Annotated in this window: 17 protein-coding genes; 9 read left to right on the plus strand and 8 right to left on the minus strand. The window is 71.8% G+C overall.

Going from position 1 to position 22364, the window contains the following annotated elements; all coding sequences use genetic code 11:
* Positions 1 to 8 precede the first annotated feature (8 nt).
* The 5 genes from ctaD (at position 9) to WME85_RS45200 (ending at position 5060) form a co-directional block, all read left to right on the plus strand.
* Complete coding sequence (gene ctaD, locus WME85_RS45180) at positions 9 to 1646, plus strand: cytochrome c oxidase subunit I (protein ID WP_437305267.1); 1638 nt, start codon at positions 9 to 11, stop codon at positions 1644 to 1646.
* Positions 1643 to 2329 (plus strand): cytochrome c oxidase subunit 3 family protein, encoded by a 687-nt coding sequence (locus tag WME85_RS45185; RefSeq protein ID WP_437830471.1) that lies wholly within the window; start codon positions 1643 to 1645, stop codon positions 2327 to 2329. The genes ctaD and WME85_RS45185 overlap by 4 nt, the downstream gene beginning before the upstream one ends.
* Positions 2330 to 2344: 15 nt before the next feature.
* Positions 2345 to 2833 carry a cytochrome C oxidase subunit IV family protein gene (locus WME85_RS45190; RefSeq protein WP_437830474.1) on the plus strand — a complete coding sequence of 163 codons (489 nt, stop codon included), beginning with the start codon at positions 2345 to 2347 and terminating at the stop codon, positions 2831 to 2833.
* Between the two features lie 249 nt (positions 2834 to 3082).
* Positions 3083 to 4501 carry a sensor histidine kinase gene (locus WME85_RS45195; RefSeq protein ID WP_437305270.1) on the plus strand — a complete coding sequence of 473 codons (1419 nt, stop codon included), beginning with the start codon at positions 3083 to 3085 and terminating at the stop codon, positions 4499 to 4501.
* Positions 4502 to 4508: 7 nt separating this feature from the next.
* Positions 4509 to 5060 (plus strand): response regulator transcription factor, encoded by a 552-nt coding sequence (locus WME85_RS45200; protein ID WP_437305271.1) that lies wholly within the window; start codon positions 4509 to 4511, stop codon positions 5058 to 5060.
* Between the two features lie 48 nt (positions 5061 to 5108).
* On the opposite strand, the gene WME85_RS45205 is transcribed toward WME85_RS45200, so the two are convergent.
* On the minus strand, positions 5109 to 6272 hold the full coding sequence (locus WME85_RS45205) for a trans-sulfuration enzyme family protein (RefSeq protein WP_437830476.1): 1164 nt from the start codon (positions 6270 to 6272) through the stop codon (positions 5109 to 5111).
* A gap of 118 nt (positions 6273 to 6390) precedes the next feature.
* On the opposite strand from WME85_RS45205, the gene WME85_RS45210 reads away from it, so the two are divergent.
* Positions 6391 to 8058 carry a nitrite/sulfite reductase gene (locus WME85_RS45210; protein WP_437830478.1) on the plus strand — a complete coding sequence of 556 codons (1668 nt, stop codon included), beginning with the start codon at positions 6391 to 6393 and terminating at the stop codon, positions 8056 to 8058.
* 221 nt (positions 8059 to 8279) lie between these two features.
* Here WME85_RS45210 and WME85_RS45215 read toward each other — a convergent pair whose 3' ends face one another.
* From WME85_RS45215 to WME85_RS45235, 5 genes are all read right to left on the minus strand, one after another.
* The gene (locus WME85_RS45215; protein WP_437830480.1) at positions 8280 to 10397 is read right to left on the minus strand and encodes an ATP-dependent helicase; all 2118 of its coding nucleotides are present in this window, start codon (positions 10395 to 10397) and stop codon (positions 8280 to 8282) included.
* Positions 10398 to 10484: 87 nt separating this feature from the next.
* Positions 10485 to 11480, minus strand: coding sequence for a hypothetical protein (locus WME85_RS45220; protein WP_437830482.1), 996 nt, complete (start codon positions 11478 to 11480; stop codon positions 10485 to 10487).
* An 84-nt stretch (positions 11481 to 11564) separates the two neighbouring features.
* Positions 11565 to 12962 (minus strand): serine/threonine-protein kinase, encoded by a 1398-nt coding sequence (locus WME85_RS45225; protein WP_437830484.1) that lies wholly within the window; start codon positions 12960 to 12962, stop codon positions 11565 to 11567.
* Complete coding sequence (locus WME85_RS45230; RefSeq protein WP_437830485.1) at positions 12959 to 13960, minus strand: serine/threonine-protein kinase; 1002 nt, start codon at positions 13958 to 13960, stop codon at positions 12959 to 12961. The genes WME85_RS45225 and WME85_RS45230 overlap by 4 nt, the downstream gene beginning before the upstream one ends.
* 198 nt (positions 13961 to 14158) lie before the next feature.
* The gene (locus WME85_RS45235; protein ID WP_437830487.1) at positions 14159 to 15694 is read right to left on the minus strand and encodes an extensin family protein; all 1536 of its coding nucleotides are present in this window, start codon (positions 15692 to 15694) and stop codon (positions 14159 to 14161) included.
* A gap of 213 nt (positions 15695 to 15907) precedes the next feature.
* On the opposite strand from WME85_RS45235, the gene mrtC reads away from it, so the two are divergent.
* Both mrtC and WME85_RS45245 read left to right on the plus strand, forming a co-directional pair.
* Positions 15908 to 16708, plus strand: a complete 801-nt coding sequence (gene mrtC / locus WME85_RS45240) for a myxosortase MrtC (RefSeq protein ID WP_437830490.1) — start codon at positions 15908 to 15910, stop codon at positions 16706 to 16708.
* Positions 16705 to 17457 (plus strand): HAD family hydrolase, encoded by a 753-nt coding sequence (locus WME85_RS45245; RefSeq protein ID WP_437830493.1) that lies wholly within the window; start codon positions 16705 to 16707, stop codon positions 17455 to 17457. Before mrtC ends, WME85_RS45245 begins: the two co-directional genes overlap by 4 nt.
* A gap of 128 nt (positions 17458 to 17585) precedes the next feature.
* Here the strand turns inward: WME85_RS45245 and WME85_RS45250 are convergent, their stop codons facing one another.
* Positions 17586 to 18728: an AI-2E family transporter gene (locus tag WME85_RS45250; RefSeq protein WP_437830495.1), complete on the minus strand. Its 1143-nt coding sequence runs from the start codon at positions 18726 to 18728 to the stop codon at positions 17586 to 17588.
* Between the two features lie 195 nt (positions 18729 to 18923).
* Here WME85_RS45250 and WME85_RS45255 point away from each other — a divergent pair, with 195 nt between their 5' ends.
* The gene (locus WME85_RS45255; RefSeq protein WP_437830497.1) at positions 18924 to 19685 is read left to right on the plus strand and encodes a TM2 domain-containing protein; all 762 of its coding nucleotides are present in this window, start codon (positions 18924 to 18926) and stop codon (positions 19683 to 19685) included.
* Between the two features lie 402 nt (positions 19686 to 20087).
* On the opposite strand, the gene WME85_RS45260 is transcribed toward WME85_RS45255, so the two are convergent.
* Positions 20088 to 22187 carry a beta-galactosidase gene (locus tag WME85_RS45260; protein ID WP_437830500.1) on the minus strand — a complete coding sequence of 700 codons (2100 nt, stop codon included), beginning with the start codon at positions 22185 to 22187 and terminating at the stop codon, positions 20088 to 20090.
* Between the last annotated feature and the right edge of the window lie 177 nt (positions 22188 to 22364).

Here is a 22364-nt window from a genome sequence, read left to right on the forward strand (position 1 = left end):
AAGCAGTCATGTCGCAGACCGTAACCACCCTCGACGTCAATACGGCGCCCGACGCCGGCCACGGAACCGATTACATCCGGGCCAAGAGCGGGATCATGTCGTGGCTCACCACGGTCGATCACAAGCGGATCGGCCTGATGTACCTCGCCAGCACCTTCGTCGCGTTCCTGATGGGCGGGCTGTTCGCGCTCATCCTCCGCCTCGAGCTCCTGACGCCGAAGACGACGATCATGAGCGCGAACGCGTACAACCAGATGTTCACGCTCCACGGCGCGGTGATGACGTTCCTGTTCATCATCCCGAGCATCCCCGGCGCGCTCGGCAACTTCCTCCTGCCGATCATGATCGGCGCGAAGGACGTCGCCTTCCCCAAGCTGAACCTCCTCAGCCTGTACCTCTACTGGATCGGCGCCCTCTTCACGCTCTCGTCGCTCCTCACGGGCGGCATCGACACCGGCTGGACGTTCTACGTGCCGTACTCGAGCACGGTGACCACGACGTCGGTCATCAGCGTGACGTTCGGCGTCTTCATCCTCGGCTTCTCCAGCGTGCTCACGGGGCTGAACTTCATCGTCACGATGCACAAGCTCCGGGCGCCCGGGATGGGCTGGTACAAGATGCCGCTCATGCTCTGGGCGATCTACGCGACGAGCATCGTCCAGATCCTCGCGACGCCGGTCCTCGCCATCACGCTCCTCCTGCTCATCGCCGAGCGCGCGTTCCACATCGGCATCTTCGACCCGGCGCTCGGCGGCGACCCGGTGCTCTACCAGCACTTCTTCTGGTTCTACAGCCACCCGGCCGTTTACATCATGATCCTGCCGGGCATGGGCATCATCAGCGAGCTCATCGCGGTCCACGCGCGGCGCAGGGTCTTCGGCTACAAGGCGATCGCCTTCTCCAGCGTCGCCATCGCCCTGGTCGGCTTCCTCGTGTGGGGCCACCACATGTTCACCTCCGGCCAGAGCGAGCTCGCGGCGATCATCTTCTCGTTCCTGACCTTCCTCGTCGCCATCCCCAGCGGGGTGAAGATCTTCAACTGGACCGCCACGCTGTGGCGCGGCTCGATCAGCTTCAACGCCCCGATGCTGTACGCGCTGTCGTTCCTGGTCCTCTTCTCGATCGGCGGCCTCACCGGCGTCTTCCTCGGGATGCTCAGCGTCGACCTGCACCTGCACGACACGTACTTCGTCGTCGCGCACTTCCACTACGTCATGGTGGGCGGCACCGTCATCGCCTACTTCGGCGGGCTGCACCACTGGTGGCCCAAGATCACCGGGAAGATGTACTCCGAGAGGCTCGCCTCCATCGCCTGCGCGCTCGTGTTCGTCGGGTTCAACGTCACGTTCTTCTCGCAGTTCATCATGGGCAGCCGCGGGATGCCGCGGCGCTACTACAACTACCTGGACCAGTTCCAGCCGCTGCACGCCTTCTCGACCGTGGGCTCGTGGATCCTCGGCGCCGGCGTCATCGTGATGTTCGTCTGCTTCGTCCGCTCCCTGCGCTCCGGCGCGCCGGCGCCGAAGAACCCCTGGGGCGGGCTCAGCCTGGAGTGGACCACCGCCTCCCCGCCGATCACCGAGAACTTCGTCCGCACCCCGATCGTGACCAAGGGCGCATACGACTTCAACACGGAGAACACATGAGCGCGCACGCCGAGGCCGTCGAGCGGCCGAACAAGGCAGGCCCGGTCCTGTCCCCCGACTTCCACGTCGCCCACCATTTCGACTCCGCGGACACGCAGTTCGACGCCGGAAGGATGGGCATCTGGCTCTTCCTGGTCACCGAGATCCTCCTCTTCGGCGGGCTGTTCTGCGCGTTCGCGGTCTTCCGGACCTGGTTCTTCGACTCCTTCGTCGAGGCCCACCACCACCTCGACAAGGTGATGGGCGGCATCAACACGATCGTGCTCATCTGTTCCAGCCTCACGATGGCGCTCGCCGTCCGGTCATCGCAGAAGAACGACCAGAAGAAGACCACCGCGCTGCTCGCGGTGACCCTCGTCTGCGCCGCCATCTTCCTCGTCATCAAGTACTTCGAGTACCAGCACAAGTTCCACGACGGCCTCCTGCCCGGGAAGTACTTCACCGCCGAGGGCTTCACGACGGCCCACGCGGGGACCTTCTTCGCCATCTACTTCATGATGACGGGCATCCACGGCCTGCACGTCATCATCGGGATGGGGCTCATCACGTGGATCCTCCTCCGCAACCAGCGCGGCGAGTTCTCGAGCCGCTACTACTCGCCGGTCGAAGGGGTGGGGCTGTACTGGCACCTCGTCGACCTGATCTGGATCTATCTCTTCCCCCTCCTCTACCTGGTGGGCTGAGGCGCAGAGGACAGCATGTCGACAGAAGCAGAAATCATCGGCGCGCACGACCACGTGCAGCACGGCCACGGCGCAGACCACGTGCCGCACGTCCTGCCGCTCAAGGTCTACATCGCCACGTGGCTCGCGCTCCTCGTGCTCACGGTCGTGACCGTGGGGGCGAGCTACATCGACCTCGGCGCGGCCAACCTCGCCATCGCGATCCTCATCGCGACGGTGAAGGCGGGCGTCGTGGCCCTCATCTTCATGCACCTCAAGTGGGACCACAAATTCCACCTGCTGATCTTCGCGTCGTCGCTCATCTTCCTGGCGATCTTCATCGGCTTCACCATGTTCGACACGAACAACCGCGGCCGAGCGGAGCAGATCGAGGCCGAGCGGCCCGCGGACTTGAAGGCGCCGTTCGACGGCAAGCGCGCCGCCGACAACTGGGTGGTGAAGCGGCCGCACAAGGTGGCCCCGCCGCCCACGCAGGTCCACCAGGGGACCGAAGGCGTCCACTGACCGGCCGCGGGGGCCCGAGCGCCCCCGCCGCAGCGGCTCAACGTGAGCCAGCTAACAGTTCATAGTCGCTGACACCAGAAAATTTTCGCCTGCCGGTTCGCGGGTGTGGGCCGGGGCGCACCTCGCGCGTGCTCGCGGCTTTCGTGCGCGGTACAAGGGAGCGGGTAAGGGCAACGTCGGAAGGTTGCTCCGGGGCTGAACCTCGGGCACGTCGAACGCGCCCTGGAACGCCCCCCTGTCCGCGCGCGGATGCAATCCTCCTTCCAGCCATGGTCGCTTGACGCGGGTCCCGACCCCACCAAGAGCGGCGCCCCGCCGGCGGCGCGGCGCCGCCTCGCGGTGCTGCTTTCCGGGCCGAAGCCCCCGTCGTGGGAGACCGCCGATCGGTGGCTGATCCAGCTGCGCTGGGTGGCGATCGCGGGGATGGTCGCGACGACGGTCGCGAGCCGGAAGCTCGTGCCGGACCTCCGGCTCGGGCCGCTGATCCTCGGGATCGCCGCGATCACGCTGGCCAACGTCGCGTGGACGTTCTGGGTGCGGCGGGCGCGTCAGCGGGCCGGGGGCGAGCCGTCGGCGCGCGAGCCCGCGCAGGACCTCGCGCGCGCCCAGCTCGTGGGCGACGTGATCGCGAGCGCGTGGATGCTCTGGTTCTCGGGCGGGCTGGAGAACCCGTTCGCCGTCTTCCTCGCCTTCCATATCGCCCTCTCCGGCCTGCTCTGCCCGCGGCGCACGACGGTGCTCGTGGGCCTCGTGACGCTGGCCGCGATCGGCGTGCTCACGCACGCGGCGCCGCTGCCGCTCGGGTCCGCGCCGCTCGGCAGCGACAGCATCCGGCAGCTCGGCGACCTCGTGTCGCTCACGTCGCTGACGCTGTTCCTCGGCTTCTTCGTCATCGTCTACGCGCACCGGCTCGAGGAGCTCCGCCAGCAGAGCCAGCGCAACGAGCGGCTGGCGATGCTCGGGCGCATGGTCGGCGGCATGTCGCACGAGCTCAGCACGCCGCTCGCGACGATCCTCCTCGCGAGCAAGGACCTCGTCGACGTGGCGCGCGAGACGGGCTCGGAGGACGCGGCGCGCATGGCCGAGACGGTGGCCGGCGAGGCGCGCCGGGCGAGCGACATCATCAGCCTGATGCGCGGCCAGATCCGGCTCGACCAGCGCCTCGAGCCGATGGAGCTCACCCGCTACGTGCGCGATCTCGCGAAGGTCGAGCTCGCGCGGCTGGGCTACCGAGGCGAGCTCGCGTTCGACACGCCGCGGCCCGTGCAGGCGAACGTGCTCCGGCCGGCGCTCCGCCAGGTGCTCGTCAACCTGCTCGCGAACGCCGCCGAGGCGACGGCGGAGGCGGCCGAGCAGCGGATCGAGGTGGGCGTCGTCGAGCGCGGCGACGTCTGCGAGATCGCGGTCTCCGACAGCGGACCGGGGCTGAGCCCCGAGATCGCCGGGCGGCTCGGGGAGCCGTTCCAGACGACGAAGATGTCGCAGGGAGGGATGGGGCTCGGGCTCTACATCAGCTCGATGATGGCCTCCCGCATGGGCGCGGTGCTGCGCATGGAGAGCGTCGAGACCGGCGGGGCGAAGGCGACCTTGCGCCTCCGCCTCGACGGGACCACGGGCCCCACGGACGCGGAGCTCCCCGCCGCGCTGAAGCGCGCCGGGGCCGCCTGAGGTGAAGATGACGCGACGGATCGAGACTGCGCTCCTCGTGGACGACGACGACGCGTTCCGCACGACCCTGCAGGGCGCGCTGCGCCGCCGCGGCGTCGTGGCGAGGACGGCGGCGACGATCGACGAGGGGCTCGTGGCGCTCGAGTACGAGCCGGTCGACCTCGTGGTGATCGACTACCGCATGCCGCGCGGCGACGGGCTGAGCGCGCTCGCCCAGTACCGCAAGCTGCAGCCCGACGCGGCGATCGTGATGCTGACCGGGTTCGGGGACATCCCGCTCGCGGTGGCGGCGATGCGCGAGGGCGCGGACACGCTGCTCAGCAAGCCCGTCGACGCGGACAAGCTGCTGCGCGAGGCCGCGAGCCTCCGCGAGCGGCAGCGGCCCCCGCCCTCGGCGGCCCCGACGCCGCCGCCGGGGAGCCTGAAGCTGGACGATCTCGAGCGCGAGGCGATCCGCGCCGCGCTCAAGGAGTCGGGCGGCGTGGTGGCCACCGCGGCGAAGCTGCTCGGGATCGATCGGCGGACGCTGCAGCGGAAGCTGCGGAAGATCGGGAGCTAGGGCCCGCCGAGGAGCGCGCCGGGGACGGCCGTCCGGGAGCTCGGGGAGCTAGGACTTGCCGAGCGCGTCGAGCGCGCCGAGGACGTCCTTCACGACGTCCTCCGTCTCCTCCACGCCCACCGAGAGGCGGATCAGCGCGGGGGAGATGCCGATGGCCGCGAGCTGCTCGTCGCTCAGCTCGTGGAAGCTCATGAGGCACGGCTGCTCGATCAGCGTCTCGACGCCGCCGAAGCTCGGGGCGATCGCGGCGATGCGCGTGCCGTCGACGACGCGCGCCGCCGCCTCGCGCCCGCCGCGCACGATGAAGCTCACGACGCCGCCGAACCCGCGCATCTGCGCGGCCGCGACCCGGTGATCCGGGTGCGACGGGAGCCCCGGGTAGAAGACCCGCTCCACGGCCGGGTGCGCCTCGAGCGCGCGCGCCACCGCGAGCCCGGTCACGTTCTGCCGCTCGACGCGGAGCGCGAGCGTCTTGATCCCGCGGCCGATCAGCGCCGCGGCGTGGGGGTCGATGACGCCGCCGAGCACGCTCCGCATGTCGCGGACCAGCGAGATCAGCGCGCTCGAGCCGGAGACCGCGCCCCCGAGGACGTCGTTGTGGCCGGACAGGTACTTGCTGGCGCTGTGGACCACGAGGTCGATGCCGCGCCCGATCGGGTCCGAGTTGCAGGGGGTCGCGAACGTCGCGTCGACGATCGTCTTGACCCGCGCCGCCTTGCAGATCTCGGCGAACCGGGACAGGTCGATGCAGTGCAGGTACGGGTTCGTCGGCGACTCGCTCAGCGCGAAGCGGGTGCGCGGCTTGAAGGCCGCCTGGAGCTGGTCGAACGCGCCCGGATCGATCAGCGTGTGCTCGACGCCGAGCCGCGCGAGCACGTTGATCACGAACTGCCGCGTGCGGCGGTAGACGTCGCGGAACAGGATCACGTGGTCGCCCGCCTTGAGGAGGGCGAACGCCGTGGTCGTCACCGCCGCCATCCCGCTCGCGAAGAGCACGGCGTCCTCGGCGCGGTCGAGCGCCGCGACGCGCTGCTCCACCTCGCGCACCGTGGGGTTGCCGTAGCGGCCGTACTCCTGGCGCTCGGGATCGTCGTCGCCCCCGGCGAAGTAGCGCTCGAGATCCGCCGTGTCCGCAAACGTGTAGGTCGCCGTCTGCGCGATCGCGGGCGCGAGGGTGTGGGACGGACGCCGGCGGAGTACGCCAGCGTGCACAGCATCAGTCGAGTTCGGCAGGTCGATCTTCATGGCGCTGGAGGGCCAGGGACCTCGGTCACCGGCCCAGATAATTGTCGCACTTGACGCGTCGGAAATATAGGGAATAGCATCGGGCATGTCGCAACGAGTCGAGCGCCTTGCGGCGGCCATCGACGAACACGCCGAGAACGTCGCCAAATTCAAACGTGGTGAGCTGACCCCTGACCAGTTCCGCCCCCTGCGGCTGGCCATGGGTGTCTACGCGCAGCTCGCGCACGTGAAGCACATGCAACGCATCAAGATTCCCGGAGGGCAGCTCACGGCAGCGCAGCTGGAAGCTCTCGCGGAAGTCACTGAGCGGTGGGGTCGCGGGCTAGCGCACGTCACGACCCGCCAGGACATCCAGCTCCACTACCTGGAGATCGAGGAGACGATCGACCTGCAGCGCGTGCTCGCGCGCGCTGGGGTGACGACGGTCGGCGCGTGCGCGGACACGCTGCGCAACATCACCTCGTCCCACCTCGCGGGCGTGGTCGAAGACGAGGTGTTCGACGTGACGCCGTACGCGCACGCGCTCACGGATCACTTCCTCTTCCACGAGCACAACCGGCGCCTGCCGCGGAAGTTCAAGATCGGCCTGTCGGGCAGCGCGCGCGATCACGCGCAGATCATGATCAACGACATCGGCCTGCTGGCCAAGGTCGGGGATCTCGGCCAGGGCTTCGCGGTCTACGTGGCCGGCGGGCTCGGCTCGACGCCCGAGATCGCGCACCTGTGGCGGGAGTTCATCCCGGTGTCCGACCTGCTGCCCGTGTGCGAGGCGGTGGTGAGCGTGTTCCACCGGGACGGCGAGCGGAAGAACCGCAAGAAGGCGCGGCTCAAGTTCCTGCTGCGCAAGATCGGCGAGGCCGAGTTCCTGCGCCGGCTCGACGAGGAGTTCGACCGCATCAAGGCGGCCCGGGGCGACGCGCTCGCGGCCGAGATCGCGCGCCGCGTGTCCGAGTACCGGGAGAGCGATCCGCCCCCGCTCGCGCCCTCGCGGGACACGCTCGGCGACGGCGCCTACGCGCGCTGGAAGCGGACCAACACGATCCCGCAGACGCAGCCCGGCTACCGCGTGGCGACGGTCAAGCTGCCGCTCGGCGACATCACCAGCGAGCAGCTGAAGAGCCTGGCCGACATCTCCCGGCGCTTCAGCAACGGCGAGGTGCGGGCGACGAACACCCAGAACTTCGTGCTGCGCTGGGTGCCGGAAGGGCAGCTCCTCAGCCTGCACCGCGAGCTCGCGCAGATCGGGCTGGCCGAGGCGGACGCCGGGCACATCACCGACGTGGTGACCTGCCCCGGCGGCGACTACTGCACGCTCGCGATCACGAAGAGCATGGAGGTCGGGGCGCGCATCCGGGAGCACCTGGTGCCGAACGGCAGCCGCCAGGAGGCCGACGACTTCGTGAGCGCGCTCGGCGAGTTCGACATCAAGATCTCGGGGTGCCCGAACTCGTGCGGGCAGCACCACGTCGCCGACATCGGGATGACGGGGCTGATGGTGAAGGGCAAGGACGGCGTCGAGCGCCCGCACTACTCGCTCCGGGTCGGCGGCGGCTGCGGCCCGAACGCCCGCATCGGCGAGCGCCTCGACGGCCGCATCCCCGAGGAGGAGACGGCCAAGGTGATCGCGACCATCGCGCGCTACTACGTGGCCGAGCGCGCCGAAGGCGAGAGCTTCCGCGACTTCGTGACCCGCAAGGGCGCGCCGGAGATCACCCGCATCGGCTTCGCTGCCGCCCAGGGCGCCGCGATCTGATCTTCCGCCCTTCTTCCTGACGCTTCCCCAACAACGCAAAAGAAGACCGCCAGGACGCCAGCAGGAGCCTCTCCTATGGCGTCTGGCCTACCGTTGCCGAGCGGGGCTCACCCGCACAGGAGACGGGCCCAGATCGGCGTTTTCGGCGCGCAGGCGTACTCCAGTACGCCGAGCACCGAAAACGTCGAGGTGGGCCCGTATCCGCAGCGGGTGCGCCCCGCTCAGGACCGGCGGCGCGGGATGAGAGGGGGCTCGCCGGCGAAGGGGTTCATCGCCAGGGCGGCCAGCACGCTCGCCGCGCCCGCCTTGACCTTCTCCATCCCCGGAGCCACGGGCGCGACCTCCTCGCGCTCGTCGATGAGCTCGGGGGGGATGTCGAGCATGAACCGGCTCGGCGTCCTCGGCACCATCTTGCCGCGCGACCCGCGGTGCTTCGCCCGCGTGAGGTAGAGCCGATCGCGGGCCCGCGTGACCGCGACGTAGAAGAGCCGCCGCTCCTCCTCGATGCTGTGCCCGCCCGTGTCGCCCCCCTCGCCGCTGACCGGGGCGGCGTCCGTGGCGCGCTCGTCGAGGCTGCGCTGGTGGGGCATCAGCCCCTCCTCCAGGCCGATCACGAAGACGTAAGGGAACTCGAGCCCCTTCGCGCCGTGCATCGTGGTGAGCGTCACGCGGTCGGTCGCCTCCTCCTCCTCGGAGTCCTGCCGCAAGGCGAGCAGCCGCAGGAACTCGGCGAAGCTCTCGCGGTCCCCCTTCCCCTTCTCGTCGCGGCGCGCGAAGACGTTGATCAGCCCCTCGAGGTTGCCCCAGCGGCGCGCCGCGGCGTTGTTCGTCGAGGAGCCGGCCGTGATGTCCTCCTTGAAGCCGGCGTCGGCGAGGAGCCCGCGGGCGACCTCCGCGGAGGGCTCGCCGCGCTCGAACCGCGCGCGCGTGCCCTCGATGATCCGGAGCAGCTGGCGGCACCCCTCGATCGCGGCGGCGTTCAGCTCGTTGATCGCGTGCGGCCGCGAGACCGCCGTCCAGAGCGAGGCGTCGTGCGCCGTCGCGTAGGCGCTGAGCTTGGAGACCGCGACGTCGCCGATGCCGCGCGCCGGGTAGTTCAGGATGCGCCGCAGCGACATCTCGTCGTTCGGGTTGAGCGCGACGCGGAGGTAGGCGATGAGGTCCTTCACCTCCTTGCGCTCGAAGAACTGCTGGCCGCCGATCATCCGGATCGGGATCTGCCGCTCCTTGAGGGCCGACTCGATCGCGGCCGCCTGGAGGTTCGAGCGGTAGAGCACGGCGATGTCCTTCGGCCGCGCGGCCTCGCGCTCGAGGAGGCGCTGCGCCTCCGTGGCCACGAAGCTCGCCTCGACGTCGGGGTCGGCGCAGATGATGGAGCGCACCTTGTCGCCCTCCATGCGCGTGGCGATGAGCGACTTCTTGTGCCTGCGGCCGCCGGACTTCGCGAGCACCGCGTTGGCGACGTCGAGGATCGGCTTGCGAGAGCGGTAGTTGTGCTCGAGCTTGACGACCTTCGCGCCCGAGAAGTGCTCCTCGAAATCGAGGATGTTGCGCACGTCGGCGCCGCGCCAGGCGTAGATCGACTGGTCGTCGTCGCCGACGACGACCACGTTTCGGTGCTCGCCGCAGAGCAGGCGCAAGAGCTCGAGCTGGGCGCGGTTCGTGTCCTGGTACTCGTCGACGATCACGAAGCGGTAGCGCATCCGCCAGCGCTCGAGGACGTCGGCGCGCGCCTGCCAGAGGCGCACCACCTCGCAGATGAGGTCGTCGAAGTCGAACGCCTGGAACGAGCGCAGCGCCGCCATGTAGCGCGGGTAGACGAGCATCGAGATCTCGTCGTAGTCGTCGATGCCCTTGCCCTGCCGCTGCGCCTCGGCCCACGACTCGGCGTCGAGGAACGCGTTCTTGGCGTTCGAGATGCGCGAGAGGATCGCGCCGACGTCGTAGCTCTTGCCGGCGCGCAGCTCGCGGAGGATCTCGCGGATGACGCCCAGCGCGTCGGACTGGTCGAAGATGGCGAAGGAGCCGCCGCGCAGGCCGAGCGCGCGCGTCTCCGCGCCGAGCACGTCGAGGCCGAAGCGGTGGAAGGTGCAGACCTTGAGCTCGCGCGCGACCTTGGAGCCGACGAGCTTGCCGACGCGCTCGTGCATCTCGGCGGCGGCCTTGTTGGTGAAGGTCATCGCCAGCATGGAGCGCGCCGGGACGCCGCGCTCGAGCAGGCGGGCGATCCGCGTGGTCACCACGCGCGTCTTGCCTGACCCGGCGCCCGCGAGCACCAGCATTGGCCCGAGCTCGTGCTCGACGGCCGCACGTTGAGACGGGTTCAATAGGCTCGTCACGTTGCCCTGGCCTAGCCCGGAGGAGGCCGGAGCGGGAGCTTGATTTTCCCGGAGCGCAGCGGCGCCCCGGAAGCCCGCGGGAATGGCTCAGAGGCCGGGCGGCGTGGCGAATTGCCCGGGGAACGGGTTCGCCTCCCGGCGGCGCCGGACGTCGTCGAGCGTCCAGGGCGCCGTGCCGCGCTCGTGGAAGAGGGCCACGCCGATGACGCCGACGTTCCTCGTGTCGCCGTGCTTCTGGTTCGCGTACGAGCCGCGGACCGAGCCGAAGCGGAACGCCGCGACCGTGTCCATGGTCTGACGGAACCCGTCGATCTCGATCTCGCCGTGCGGGTCGACCAGGTAGCCGCGCTTGCCGAACGCCGCGGGCTGGCCGTCCATGACGTCGAGGCCGTCGACGGAGACGACGCACTCGACGCGGCTCGGCGTGAGGTTGCGCAGCACGATGCTGTAGCGCTGGCCGGCCTCGCCGACGACGTGGCTCGTCTCGCCCGCGACGAAGCCGCTGAGGAAGCCGCCGTCCTCGCCGCGGAGCCCGACCGCGACGCCGCCGCCGGCGAGCGTGAACGTCTGCGGCGACGTGCGGCGGAAGCCGGACGCGCTCGCCATGGCGCGGGCGCCCTCCGCATCGTTGTAGAACAGGCTCGAGACGGCGAACGGACGCTCGGCGTCGGCCCGGATGAACGGCGCGGTGGAGATGCGGGACACGCGCGTCTCACCCCACTCGGTGCCGAGGCCCGGGCGCTCGATCGGCTCCGGCGCGACCTGGCTGCTCGGCGCCTTGCGCGCCGCTCCCTCGGCGCGGCCGGCGCGCGGAGGGGCGGGCTGCTCGAATCTGGCAGACGGCGCCGCGGGCTGGTCGAACCCTGAAGGGGGCGCCGCGGGCGACGCGTCGAGCGGCGCCGGCGCGGCGGGCGCGACGGGGTCGGACGCGACGCCGTCCGAGGGCTCGTAGGTGCCGGAGGGCGCGAACCCAGGCGATCGATCGCTCGCGGTCGCGCCTCTCCCCGTCGGCGCGGAGTCCGCGGAGCGCGCCGGGGCGCTGCCGCCGCACGAGGCAGCGCTCGCGAGGAGCGATATCGCCAAACAAGCCAGCCCGATTCGTCGCGTCCGGTTCATGGTGCCTCCACTCCGCAGTGCGGTGTCGACCGGAGAACGAGCGCGGCGGGGCTACCTTACAGCCGAGCGCACCTGCACCGCGGCGCGCGCGGGAGGCGGCGCCGACGCGGGGTCTGCGCTCCCGGGAAGCCAGCGCTGCGCGAGCGCGAGCACGAGCGCCGCGGACGCGAGGGCGAGCGCGCACACCCCGAGCGCGGCGATGCGCGACGCGGCGCGGGCAGCGCGCGGCGCTGGACGCGCCCGCCACCGCGAGCGCGCCCGCGGGCGGTGAGCGAGCCGCGCGGCGACGGCCCTGCCACGGCTCGGCGGGGCGGGCGACGGCCGGCGCGGCGCGGACGCGTCGACGCGCGTCTCTCCGTCCGCGCTCGAGCCGACCGCGGGGACGTCGCTCGCCGTCGGCGTGAGCTCGCGCGCTCGGCAAGGCGCCGGCGCCGCGCTGGATCGCGCGCCCTCGTACAGCCGGCGCACGGCGGCCTCCATGTCGGCGGCCGTCTGGAAGCGGTGCTCCGGCGCCTTCGCGATCGCGCGCAGGATCAGCCGCTCGAGCGCGGCCGGTATCGGCTGCGGCGCGAGGCGCGACGGCGGGGGCGGCTCGCGCTCGCAATGCGCGAGGCGGAGCGCGTCGCGCCGGCCGCGCAGCTCGTCGAACGGGCCTCGCCCGGCGACGAGCTCGTACAGCACGAGGCCCATCGCGTAGATGTCGGCGCGCGGGTCGATGGGCTGCGCGGCGCACTGCTCGGGCGCCATCGTCCTCGGCGTGCCGATGACCGCGTCCGGGGCGGTCAGCGAGGCGCCGTCGTGGAGGAGCTTCGCGACGCCGAAGTCGAGGACCTTGAGGGTGCCGTCGTCGCACAGGAACAGGTTCTCGAGCTTGAGGTCGCGGTGGACGATGCCCTCCGCGTGCGCGAGCGACAGCGCGGACAGCGCCTGCAGGACCAGGCCGAGCGCGGTCGGGACCGCGACCACGCCGAGGCGCGCGAGCTCGGTCCGGAGGTCGCGCCCCTCGAGGAGCTCCATGGCGAAGTAGGGGCGATCGCCCTCGGTCGCGCCGAGGTCGAACACCTCCGGGAGGCTCCGGTGGCGCAGCCGGGCGATCGCGCGCGCCTCGGCCCGCATGCGCGCCGAGAGGTCGAGTCGGCCAGCGTGGCTCCGGTGCAGCAGCTTCACCGCGAACCGCCGGCCGAGCTCGAGGTGCTCGACCTCGTACACCTCGCCCATGCCGCCCTGACCGAGCAGGCGCACCACGGCGTACGGCGTGCCCGGGAGCGGCTCGCCCTCGACCAGCGCGCCGTGGCACCGCGCGCGCCGCGCGCGCCGCGCGTCTCCGGACGGCTCGCCCTCGACCAGCGCGCGGCGCTGCCCCGCGAGGGGAGCGCTCGGCGCGAGCAAGGTGCCGCGCGTGTACAGCAAGGTGCCCGCCTCGGAGCGCGCTTCCAGCGAGCAGGTCATCGCGCCGCCCCAACCGCGAGCTGCGCCCGCGCGCTGCGCTCGCCGCCCGGCGGGGCCGGCCGCCCCGCGCCGCCGTCGGCCGGCGTCTCCCTGCCGCCGTTCTCGCCCTGCGCCTCGGCCAGCGCGGCGGCCATCGCGTCGGCCGTCTGCCAGCGGAGCGCCGGGTCCTTCTCGAGGGCGCGCGCGACCGCGTGGTCGAGCGCCGGAGGTACCCAGAGGAGCGAGCGGAGCCGCGGCGCCGGCGTGTGGAGGTGCGCCCGCATCACCGCCATGGAGTCGACCACCGGGAACGGGCCGCGCCCCGTGATCGCCTCGAACAGCAAGAGCCCGACCGCGTACACGTCGGTGCGCGCGTCGACCTCCTCGCCGCGGATCTGCTCCGGGGAGAGGTAGCGCGGCGTGCCGAGGACGTTCGAGCCCGTCGACGGCTCCAGCCCGTCGCAGCTCACCTTCGCGATGCCGAAGTCGATCAGCACCGCGTGCTCGATCTCGGGCGCGCCCGGCGTGCCCGGCGCGCACTCCAGGTCGTCGGCGCCGCGCTCATCGCCGCTCACCTGCGCGAGGAACACGTTCGCCGGCTTGATGTCGCGGTGGATGATGCCGGCCCGGTGCGTCGCCGCGAGCCCGCCGAGCACCTGGATGGCGATGCGCACGGCGGCGGGCGTCGCGAGCGGCCCGCGCGCGTCGAGCCGCTCGCGCAGCGTCTCGCCGAAGAGGCGCGGCATCACGAGGAACGGCCGGCCGTCGCTCGTCACGCCGACCTCCTCGACCTTCACGATGTGCGGGTGGCTGAGCGCCGAGAGGGCGCGCCCCTCCTGGACGAGGCGCGCGCCGATCTCGCTCGACCCCTCGTGCATGGCGCGGAGCAGCTTGAGCGCGCGCAGCTGGCCGCGGCGCCCGAGCACCTCGAAGACCTCGGAGCACGAGCCTGACCCGATCCTCCGGAGCAGGCGGTACGAGGTCCCCGGGAGCGGCTGTCCTTCTTTTTTTTGCACCATGTCCGTCGACCTCCCTTGCGGGGGCGCGCGGCGGAGAGCCGGCGCCTTCGTTCGGGAAGGGGATCGTCGCTCTCACGGCGAAAGTTGCGCGCACAAACCGCTCAACCCACCAAAAAACGCGCAATCAACGGATGTGCAGTGGCGCGCGCTGCGCGCCGTTTCAGGGCTGTACAGCGGAATGCTGCGCGCGGCTTGCGCTCAGTGATAGAGGAACCACCGGACGCCCGGCTTGATCTCCATATGGTAGTGGTCGACGTGCGCCGCATTGAAGTTGGGCGTCAGCACGTAGGTAAAAATCCCGAGATCGGCCGCCTCGCACACGATCGACCGGAGCTCACGCGCCTCGGGGAGCTCGGGCTGGGGCGCCCCGTCGCCGCAGGTCTTGTCCCCGATCCGGCCGTGGAAGTGGCGCGCCACGCTGATCCAGGTGCCGTCGCGCTTCTTGAGCGCGCCGACGTCGATGGCCAGGCCCGCGGGGTGACGCGTGCCAGGCGGAGCCCACGTGCCGCGGGGCTTCTGTCCCGCGCCAGTGCGCAGCGCCACGTCTCCACGCGGCTTCTGCCCAGCTTCCGTGCGCGGGGCGACGTATCCACGCGGCTTCTGCCCAGCGTCGGTGCGCAGCGCGACATCGCCACGGCGCTTGACCGGAGACGCCGAGGCCCCGGTCGATCCCGCGGGTTTGCGGCGGCCGGCGCGCCGCGCTCCGGCCTTGCCGGCGGTCTTTACCGGGCCGCTGCGCGCCGCGGTCACCCGCGCCCGAGGGCCCGGCGTCATGGGAGCGGCGGCTTTCTCCTTCGGCGCGGCCTCCGCGGCGCGCGTCTCCTTCGGCGCGGCCTGCGCGGCGCCCGTCTCCTTCGGCGCGCCCTGCGCCGCTGCGCCCTTCTCTTTCGGCGCGGCCTCCGCTGCTGCGCCCGTCTCCTTCGGTGCGCCCTGCGCTGCTGCGCCCTTCTCTTTCGGCGCGGCCTCCGCTGCTGCGCCCTTCCCCTTCGGCGCGGCCTCCGCTGCTGCGCCCTTCTCCTTCGGCGCGGCCTCCGCTGCTGCGCCCTTCCCCTTCGGCGCGGCCTCCGCTGCTGCGCCCTTCTCTTTCGGCGCGGCCTCCGCTGCGCCCTTCTCCTTGAGGCGCCGCGGCGGCTCCTCGGGCGCCTTCGATGTCCCGTCGAGCTCCCCCTTCTCGCCGAGCGAGACGGGCGTCGCGGGCTTCGTCGATTCCTTGCGGACGGCGCTGTCCGCGCCCGCTGCCTGGGCGATCGCGTGCCCGTGCTCTCCCTCGTCGTCCGCGCCCTCACGGCCCGGCATCGGCACGTTGGGCCGATACATCGTGTAATGGACGACCTCGTCGATATCGTGTCGCGCGAGCACGGCCGCGAAATCGTCGAGCGCCAGCGCGAGGCGCGCGTCGAGGATCTCGAAGACGCTCGTCACGCGCTGCTCGGGCGGGAGCACCGAATGAAAGTTCACGCCGTTCAGCCGGCCCGTGAGCCGGATCGGCGCGCGCACCCCGGGCGCGCGATCGACCTTGAGGTACAGGATCTTCCGGCGATCCAGCTCGGCCAGCGCCTCGTCGTCCGTCATGTTGGCGTAGCGGTACGCCGGCGAGGCCTCGGCGATGCTCGCCTCCGGCGTCACGAGGAACGGCGACGCGGCCGTCGCGGACGCCGGACCGAGCGTCGCGATGGACGCGAGCAGCGCGCAGGCCAGCGGCTTCAGGAGGCAGCGAAGACGGGAAAACGCCACAGCGGCCGCACTCTAACGTGACCGGGTCGGAAGGCTAGAAATCGGGCGGAGGCTGGACCTGTGAGCAGCGCCCGCGGCGCGCCCCCGCAGCGCTGACCGTCGCGGAGCGGCGTGGTCGCGGCTACGCTGGGCGCGCGGCCGCGAAACCCGCAGCGCCGCGATCCCCGCAGCGCCGCGATCCCCGCGCGCGCCCCCCCCCGCGACGAGCACGCCTTGCAACCGCCGACGCCCATCGACCCGAGCCGCGACGTGCCCCCCCAATCCGGCGGCGAGGCGCCCGGTGCGAGCGACGCGAGCGCGCTCGACGGCGAGCGCGCGCGGCCCCCGGAGCCGACCGCCCCGCGCGCGCTCCTCGCCGCGGCCATCACCACCGCGGCGGTGACGGCGGTGTCCTACGCGGCCCCGAAGAGCTACGCCGGCACCCTCGTGGGCCTCACGTTCCTCGCGGCGACGTTCTGGCTCGTGCTGCGGTACGACGAGGTGACGATCCGCGCCCACGGCCTGTCGCTCGGGGGGATCCTCGAGCCCGTGCCGCTGTCGGCAGCGCGCCTCGCGGGCGCCGCGCTCCGCGCCGTCGCCTGGGCGGCCCTGGTCGCCGCGATCGTCTTCCCGCCGTTCTGGCTCGGCTACCGGCTGTACTGGGGCGTGACCTCGCCGTTCGTGCTGCGCCCGCCCTCCGCCGACGAGGTCGCCGCGCAGCTGCTCGTGATCGCGCTGCCCGAGGAGGCGTTCTTCCGCGGCTACCTCCAGAGCGCCCTCGACCGCGTCTTCCCGCCGCGCGTCCGCGTCCTCGGCGCGACGCTCGGCCCGGCATGGCTCATCTCGGCGGCGATCTTCGCGCTCGGTCACGTGCTCACGATCCTGCACCCCGCCCGGCTCGCCGTCTTCTTCCCCGCGCTGCTCTTCGGGTGGCTGCGGGCGCGCACCGGCGGCATCGGGGCGCCGCTCCTGTTCCACGCGGCGTGCAACCTCTTCTCCCTCACCCTCGCCACCGGTTACGGTCATTCGCCGTGAGCACCTCGTCCGACGAGCCGGCGCCGGGCCGCCCGCGCAGCGACCCCGCGCCGGGGCGGCAGGACGGCGGCGCGCCGCGGGACGGCCGCGCGGCGCGCCGGCGCGCGGCGCTGTTCGACATGGACCGCACGCTGCTGCGCAAGGAGACGGCGAGCCTCTACGTGAAGTACCAGCGCCAGATCGGCGAGGCGACGACGCGCGATCTCCTGAAGACCCTCTACTGGGTCGGGCAATACACGCTCGGCGTGCTCGACGCCGCGAAGGTCGCCGAGCAGGCGCTGCTCGCGTTCCGGGGCATGCCCGAGACGGTCCTCGCGGCCCGCTGCGACGACTGGTTCCGGCTCCACGTCGAGCCGCACATCGCCGACGCGGGGCGCGAGGCCGTGAGGCGGCACAAGGCAGCAGGAGATCTCTGCGCCATCGTGACCGGGGCGTCCCGCTACGCCTCCCACCCGCTGGCCAGGCGGCTCGGGATCGAGCACCTCGTCTCGAGCGTGCTCGAGGTCGACGATCGCGGGCGCTTCACCGGCCGCGCCGAGCCTCCGCTCTGCTTCGGGGAGGGCAAGGTCGCGCGCGCCCGGGCGCTGGCCGAAGCGCAGGGGTTCCAGCTGGAGGACGCGACGTTCTACACGGACAGCATCAGCGACCTGCCGCTCCTGGAGCTCGTCGCGGTGCCGGTCGCGGTGAACCCCGATCCCAGGCTGCGCCGGGTCGCCGAGCGGCGCGGGTACCGGATCGAGCGCTGGTGAGCGCGGCGCGCGATGGGCGATCGGCGCGCCGCCCCGGTGAGCGCGATGGGCGATCGGCGCGCCGCCCCGCGCCCGGGTGAGCGCGGCGCGCGCGCCCCGCCTCAGGCCGGCGGCGCGCGCGCCCCGCCTCAGGCCGGCGGCGGTCGCGAGCCGCCCGGCGGCGGCCGCGAGCCGCCCGGCGGCGGCCGCGAGGTCGGCCCGAACGAGGGCGGCGGCTGGGAGGCGAGCAGCCCGGGCGGGAGGCTCGACGGCGGCATGGTCCCGCGGGTGTTGACCGCCCAGAGCACGATGGCGGCGACGACCGGACCGATGAAGATTCCCGCGGCGCCGAACAGCTCGAGGCCGCCGAAGATGCTGAGCAGGGCGATGAGCGGGTGCATCCCGCCGTGCGAGCTCTGGACCCACGGCCGGATCACGTTGTCCGAGAGCCCGATCAGGGCGGCCGCGACGCACATGCCGATGCCGCCGCCGACGCGTCCGACGATGAACAGGTAGACGGCGGCGCCCAGCGTCACCGGCGTGGTCCCGAGCATGGGCACGAGCGAGAGCAGCGTGGCGAGGAGGCCGAACAGGAACGCGCCCGGCACCTTGAAGACGAAGAGCGCGATCGTGGTCAATATCCCCTGGACGGCCGACGTCGCGAGCAGGCCGAGGACCGCGCCGTGCACCGTGTCCTGGATCGACGCGAAGAGGACGTCGGTCTCCTCGTGCCTGAACGGCGACTGCGTGAGCAGCCAGCGCAGCAGCAGGCCGCCGTCGCGGAGCAGGTAGTAAAGCGCCACGGTGAACAGGAAGGCGTCGACGATCGTCTGCGGCACCGCGGCGACCATGCCCCCCGCGAAGCCCGCGATGGAGCTGCCCACCCGCTGGAACAGGTCGCTCACGTAGTTGCGGACGTCATCCCCGGAGAGGCCGGCCCGGTTGAGGAGGCCGGTGATCCGCCCGTCGTTGAGGAGGCCCTGGACGCGCTCGATGGTGCTGGACCAGTCCCGGGAGAAGAAGCGGCTGATCGAGGCGGAAGCCTCGATGATGATGACCGCCAGGGGGATACACACGAGGATGATCACGCCGACCGTCGAGATCGCCGGCGCGGACTTGCGGAAGCGGCCGAGTCGAGGCGCGAGGCGGCGCTGGAGCGGGGAGACGAGGAGCGCGACCAGCCCGCCGAGGAGGACCGGGACGAGCAGTCCCTTCACCATCCAGAAGAACAGCGCGACGAGCCCCGCCCGGAGGGTAAACGACAGCCATCGATCGGACTGGGTATCCTGCATTGTCGTGTGCGCTTGTCTGCACGCCGCCCTCGGCGGCTCGTTGCGCGCCCAAGGTAGGGTGCGCCTCCGCCATACACCAGCGATTTCCGCGTTACACGAGCGCAACGTGCGGATTCCGGGATACAGTCAAGCTCGGCCGACGACCGCGGAGGCTCACGGCAGCCGCCGCCGCCACGTCAGCTGGAGGAAGCAAGGATGAGCACGAGCGGTGGCGGGCTCCCGCCCGGAGGCAACGGCTGGGGGAACGGAGGCTGGGGCAACGGCGGGGGCTGGGGGTCGAGCCCGCCAGGCGGCCAGGGCGTGACGCCCGGCGGCGGTGCTTCCTCGGCAGGCGGATACCCGCCGCCAGGAGGCGGATACCCGCCGCCGGGGGGTGGATGGGGCCCGCCGCCCGGAGGACAGGGCGCGCCGCCGGGAGGTGGGTGGGGTCCGCCGCCCGGAGGACAGGGCGCGCCGCCGGGGGGTGGGTGGGGTCCGCCGCCTGGCTACGGCGGCGGACCGTCCCAGCCCGGCCCGATGCAGGTCTACTCCGACAAGGACCAGGCAACAGCCTTCCTGCTCGCGACGTTTCTCGGGATCTTCGGCGTCGATCGCTTCTACCTCGGCCAGACCGGGCTTGGTCTCCTGAAGCTGCTCACGTGCGGTGGATTCGGCTTCTGGAGCTTCATCGATATGGTCCTGATCGGCACGGGATCCATGCGAGACGCCCAGGGCCTCGTGCTCAAGCGCGACGCGCCCGTCGGTTACCCGACCAGGAGCCAGTCGACGCTCTTCCTGCTCTCCTATTTCCTGGGGCCCCTGGGGGCCGATCGCTTCTACCTCGGCCAGACCGGGCTCGGCATCGCCAAGCTCCTCACGTGCGGCGGGCTCGGGATCTGGTCGTTGATCGACATGCTCATGATCGGCATGGGCCGCTTCCGCGACGCCGAGGGCAACTCGCTGCGGTTCGATCGCTGATCGGGAGGCGGCGCGTGGCACGGCGGTCCGGAGGGCGGAGGCCGTCGAGGTGCCATGAGATGAAGATTGAACCGCCAAGGGCGCCAAGGGCGCCAAGAGAGAAAGATTGAACTGCCAAGACACCAAGAGATGAAGGTTGGGTCGCCAGGATCCAAGAGCTCCTCCAGGAATCTCTTCTTGGCGTCCTTGGCGTCCTTGGCGGTTCAAACCCTCTTCATCTGAAGACCGTTAAGAACGCCAAGGTCCCAAGAATTCTTCTCTTGGCGTTCTTGATGGTTCAATTCATCTGAAGACCGTTGCATCGAAGCCATCCGACGCTCAGGAGGCAAGCGCCCGATCGACGCCCCCTCGACACGGCGAGGAGGCATCGAGAAAAGCCACGCTCGCGCTCCGGCGCGCCCGCTACTCCAGCGCCAGCATGCGCACGGTGCGCGGCATGAGCCGCACCTCCAGCGCCCCGCGCCGCGCCTCGAACTGCGCGTCGTCCAGCACATCGCGGCCGCGCGCCGCGCGCACGGTGACGCGCGCCACCACGTCCGCGTCCTCGGGGTTCAGCAGGAAGAGCACCCGCGGGGTGCCGGAGGCGTCCTCGTGCAGCGTGGCGAACACGCTGCCGGGATCGCACGCGAAGGTCGGCAGGCCGAGCGCGTCGATGGCGCGCGACACCGCGGAGTCCGCCGCGGCAGGGTCGTCCTGGAGGAGCGCCGGCAGGTTCTGGCCAGGGGCGAGGAGCCGCTTCAGGTCGTAGGGCTGCGGGAGCTGGCGGAAGGCGCCGTCGAAGGCGGGCTCGCGCGGGCCGAGCGTGATCAGCGTCCCCTGCCCTGCCGCCGACTCGAGCCGCGCGAACAGCTCCGGGCTCAGGCCGCCCGAGGTGGCGCAGATGATCCAGCGCGCCCCGGCGAGCGAGGTGTCGCGATCCTCGCCCCCCACGTGAGCGTAAGGGACGCCGCGCGCGTCGAGCGCCTCCTCGAAGGCGCGCACGAACGTGTCGGACTCCACCGCGAGCGGGTAGCCGAGGCCGAGGTCGTCCTCGAGGCAGCGATCGCGCGCGCCGAAGTTCAGGATCGAGAAGAAAGCCCCCGTCAGCGGGCCGAACGCGTGCATCACGCGGGTGAGCCGGCGCTCGGTGCGCGGCGTGACGATGCGCACCGGCGCGGGGCGGCGGAGCGTGTGGAACTGCGTCGCCTCGAGGGCCGCGGCGAGCTTCCGCCAGAAGGCGGCGAACGGGCGCGGGCGGCCGTGCGGATCGATCGGCGCGCCGATCCAGCGATCGCGCTCGACCGCCATGTAGATGTTGTACCCGCGCAGCCCGTAGGCGAGCGCGGCCATCATCACGAAGACGCTGTCGCGCTCCTCGAGCGGCGGGAAGAACGGCGGGAAGCCGGCGCCCATCTCGCACGCGAACGGCGGCAGCGAGAGCGCCTCGCAGCGCACGGCGAGCTCGCTCGTGCGGCGAGCGATGATCTGGCGGCTGCTCGGGCTCGCGACGCTGTAGTAGTCGAGGCCGACGAGGTCGACGACGCGCGAGATGCGGGCCGAGTTGAGCGGCGTCGCCTCCTGTCCCATCGGGAAGTTGTGCATCGTGGGCAGGCCGTCGACGCCGGCCGCGGAGAGCGCCTTCGCGAAGCGGCCCATGGCGACCTCGAGCAGGTGCTCGTGGAACTCGCTCCAGTCGAGGTGGCGCGCGAGGTCGGCCGGCGTCTCGGCGTCGAAGGCGACCGGCGGCGTGATCGTCGCGAACCGCAGGTCGTCCTCCTCGACCGGCGCGCGCTCGCGGGCGACCGCGCGCAGGAGCGCGGCCCCGGCGTCCTCGGCCGCGACGCCCTCCGGCGGGGGCTCCGGCCGCTTCGCGTACGCGCGCTGGAGCGCCTCGATCGTGCGGTACTTCTCGCGCAGGAAGCCGCGGTACAGGGAGATCGCGTCGGGGTGGTAATCCTGGTCGTACGCCCCGTCGCGGAAGTAGAGCGCGCCCTCGTTGTCGATCTGGACGAGCACGATCGGCCCGTCCGGATAGAGATGCGGCTTCAGCACCGGGGCGAGCGCGTGGAAGTACCGGGCGACCTCGTCGTGGAACGCGTCGCTCGCGTAGCTCGGCACCGGGAACCCGTACGGCAGCATCGGGAGCACGACCGGGTTGTTCCGCGCCGAGCGCGCCTGGCAGCTCGGGTCCCAGAGGATGCGCTCGGGGATGCCGAACCCGGTGAGCTCCGCGTTGATGTGCGGGCCCGGGCGGGCGATGACGTGAAAGCCGAGCTCGTGCGCGAGGCGGAGGAAGGCGCCCACGTCGCGGCGCGGATCGAGCGCGCCGAAATCGAACTGGCCCGGCCCGGTCTCGTGGACGGCCCAGGGCACGTAGATGTCGATCAGGCGGACGCCGAGCGCGCGCGTGGCCTCCAGGCAGGCGCGCCAGTCCGGCGGGTCGAGCCGCCAGTAGTGCAGGCTGCCGGCGTACAGCGGGACCAGCTTGCCGCCGATGTCGAGGCCGCCCGGAACGAGGCGCACCCCCCGCGTGAAGCGTTCCTCTGGAGAGCTCGCGTCCTGCGTCGTGGCCACGCGCGCGCACACTAGCAAGGATCGCCGGGAGATCGATACCGCCGCGTGCGTTCCGGCGAGCGCGCCGGCCGGAGGGCGCCGGCAGCGCAGGGCGCGCTCGGCGCGCGGCAACGCGCGGTCAACAAG

Origin of the sequence: Sorangium sp. So ce1153, assembly GCF_051521595.1 — a bacterium.
Taxonomy (GTDB): domain Bacteria; phylum Myxococcota_A; class Polyangia; order Polyangiales; family Polyangiaceae; genus Sorangium.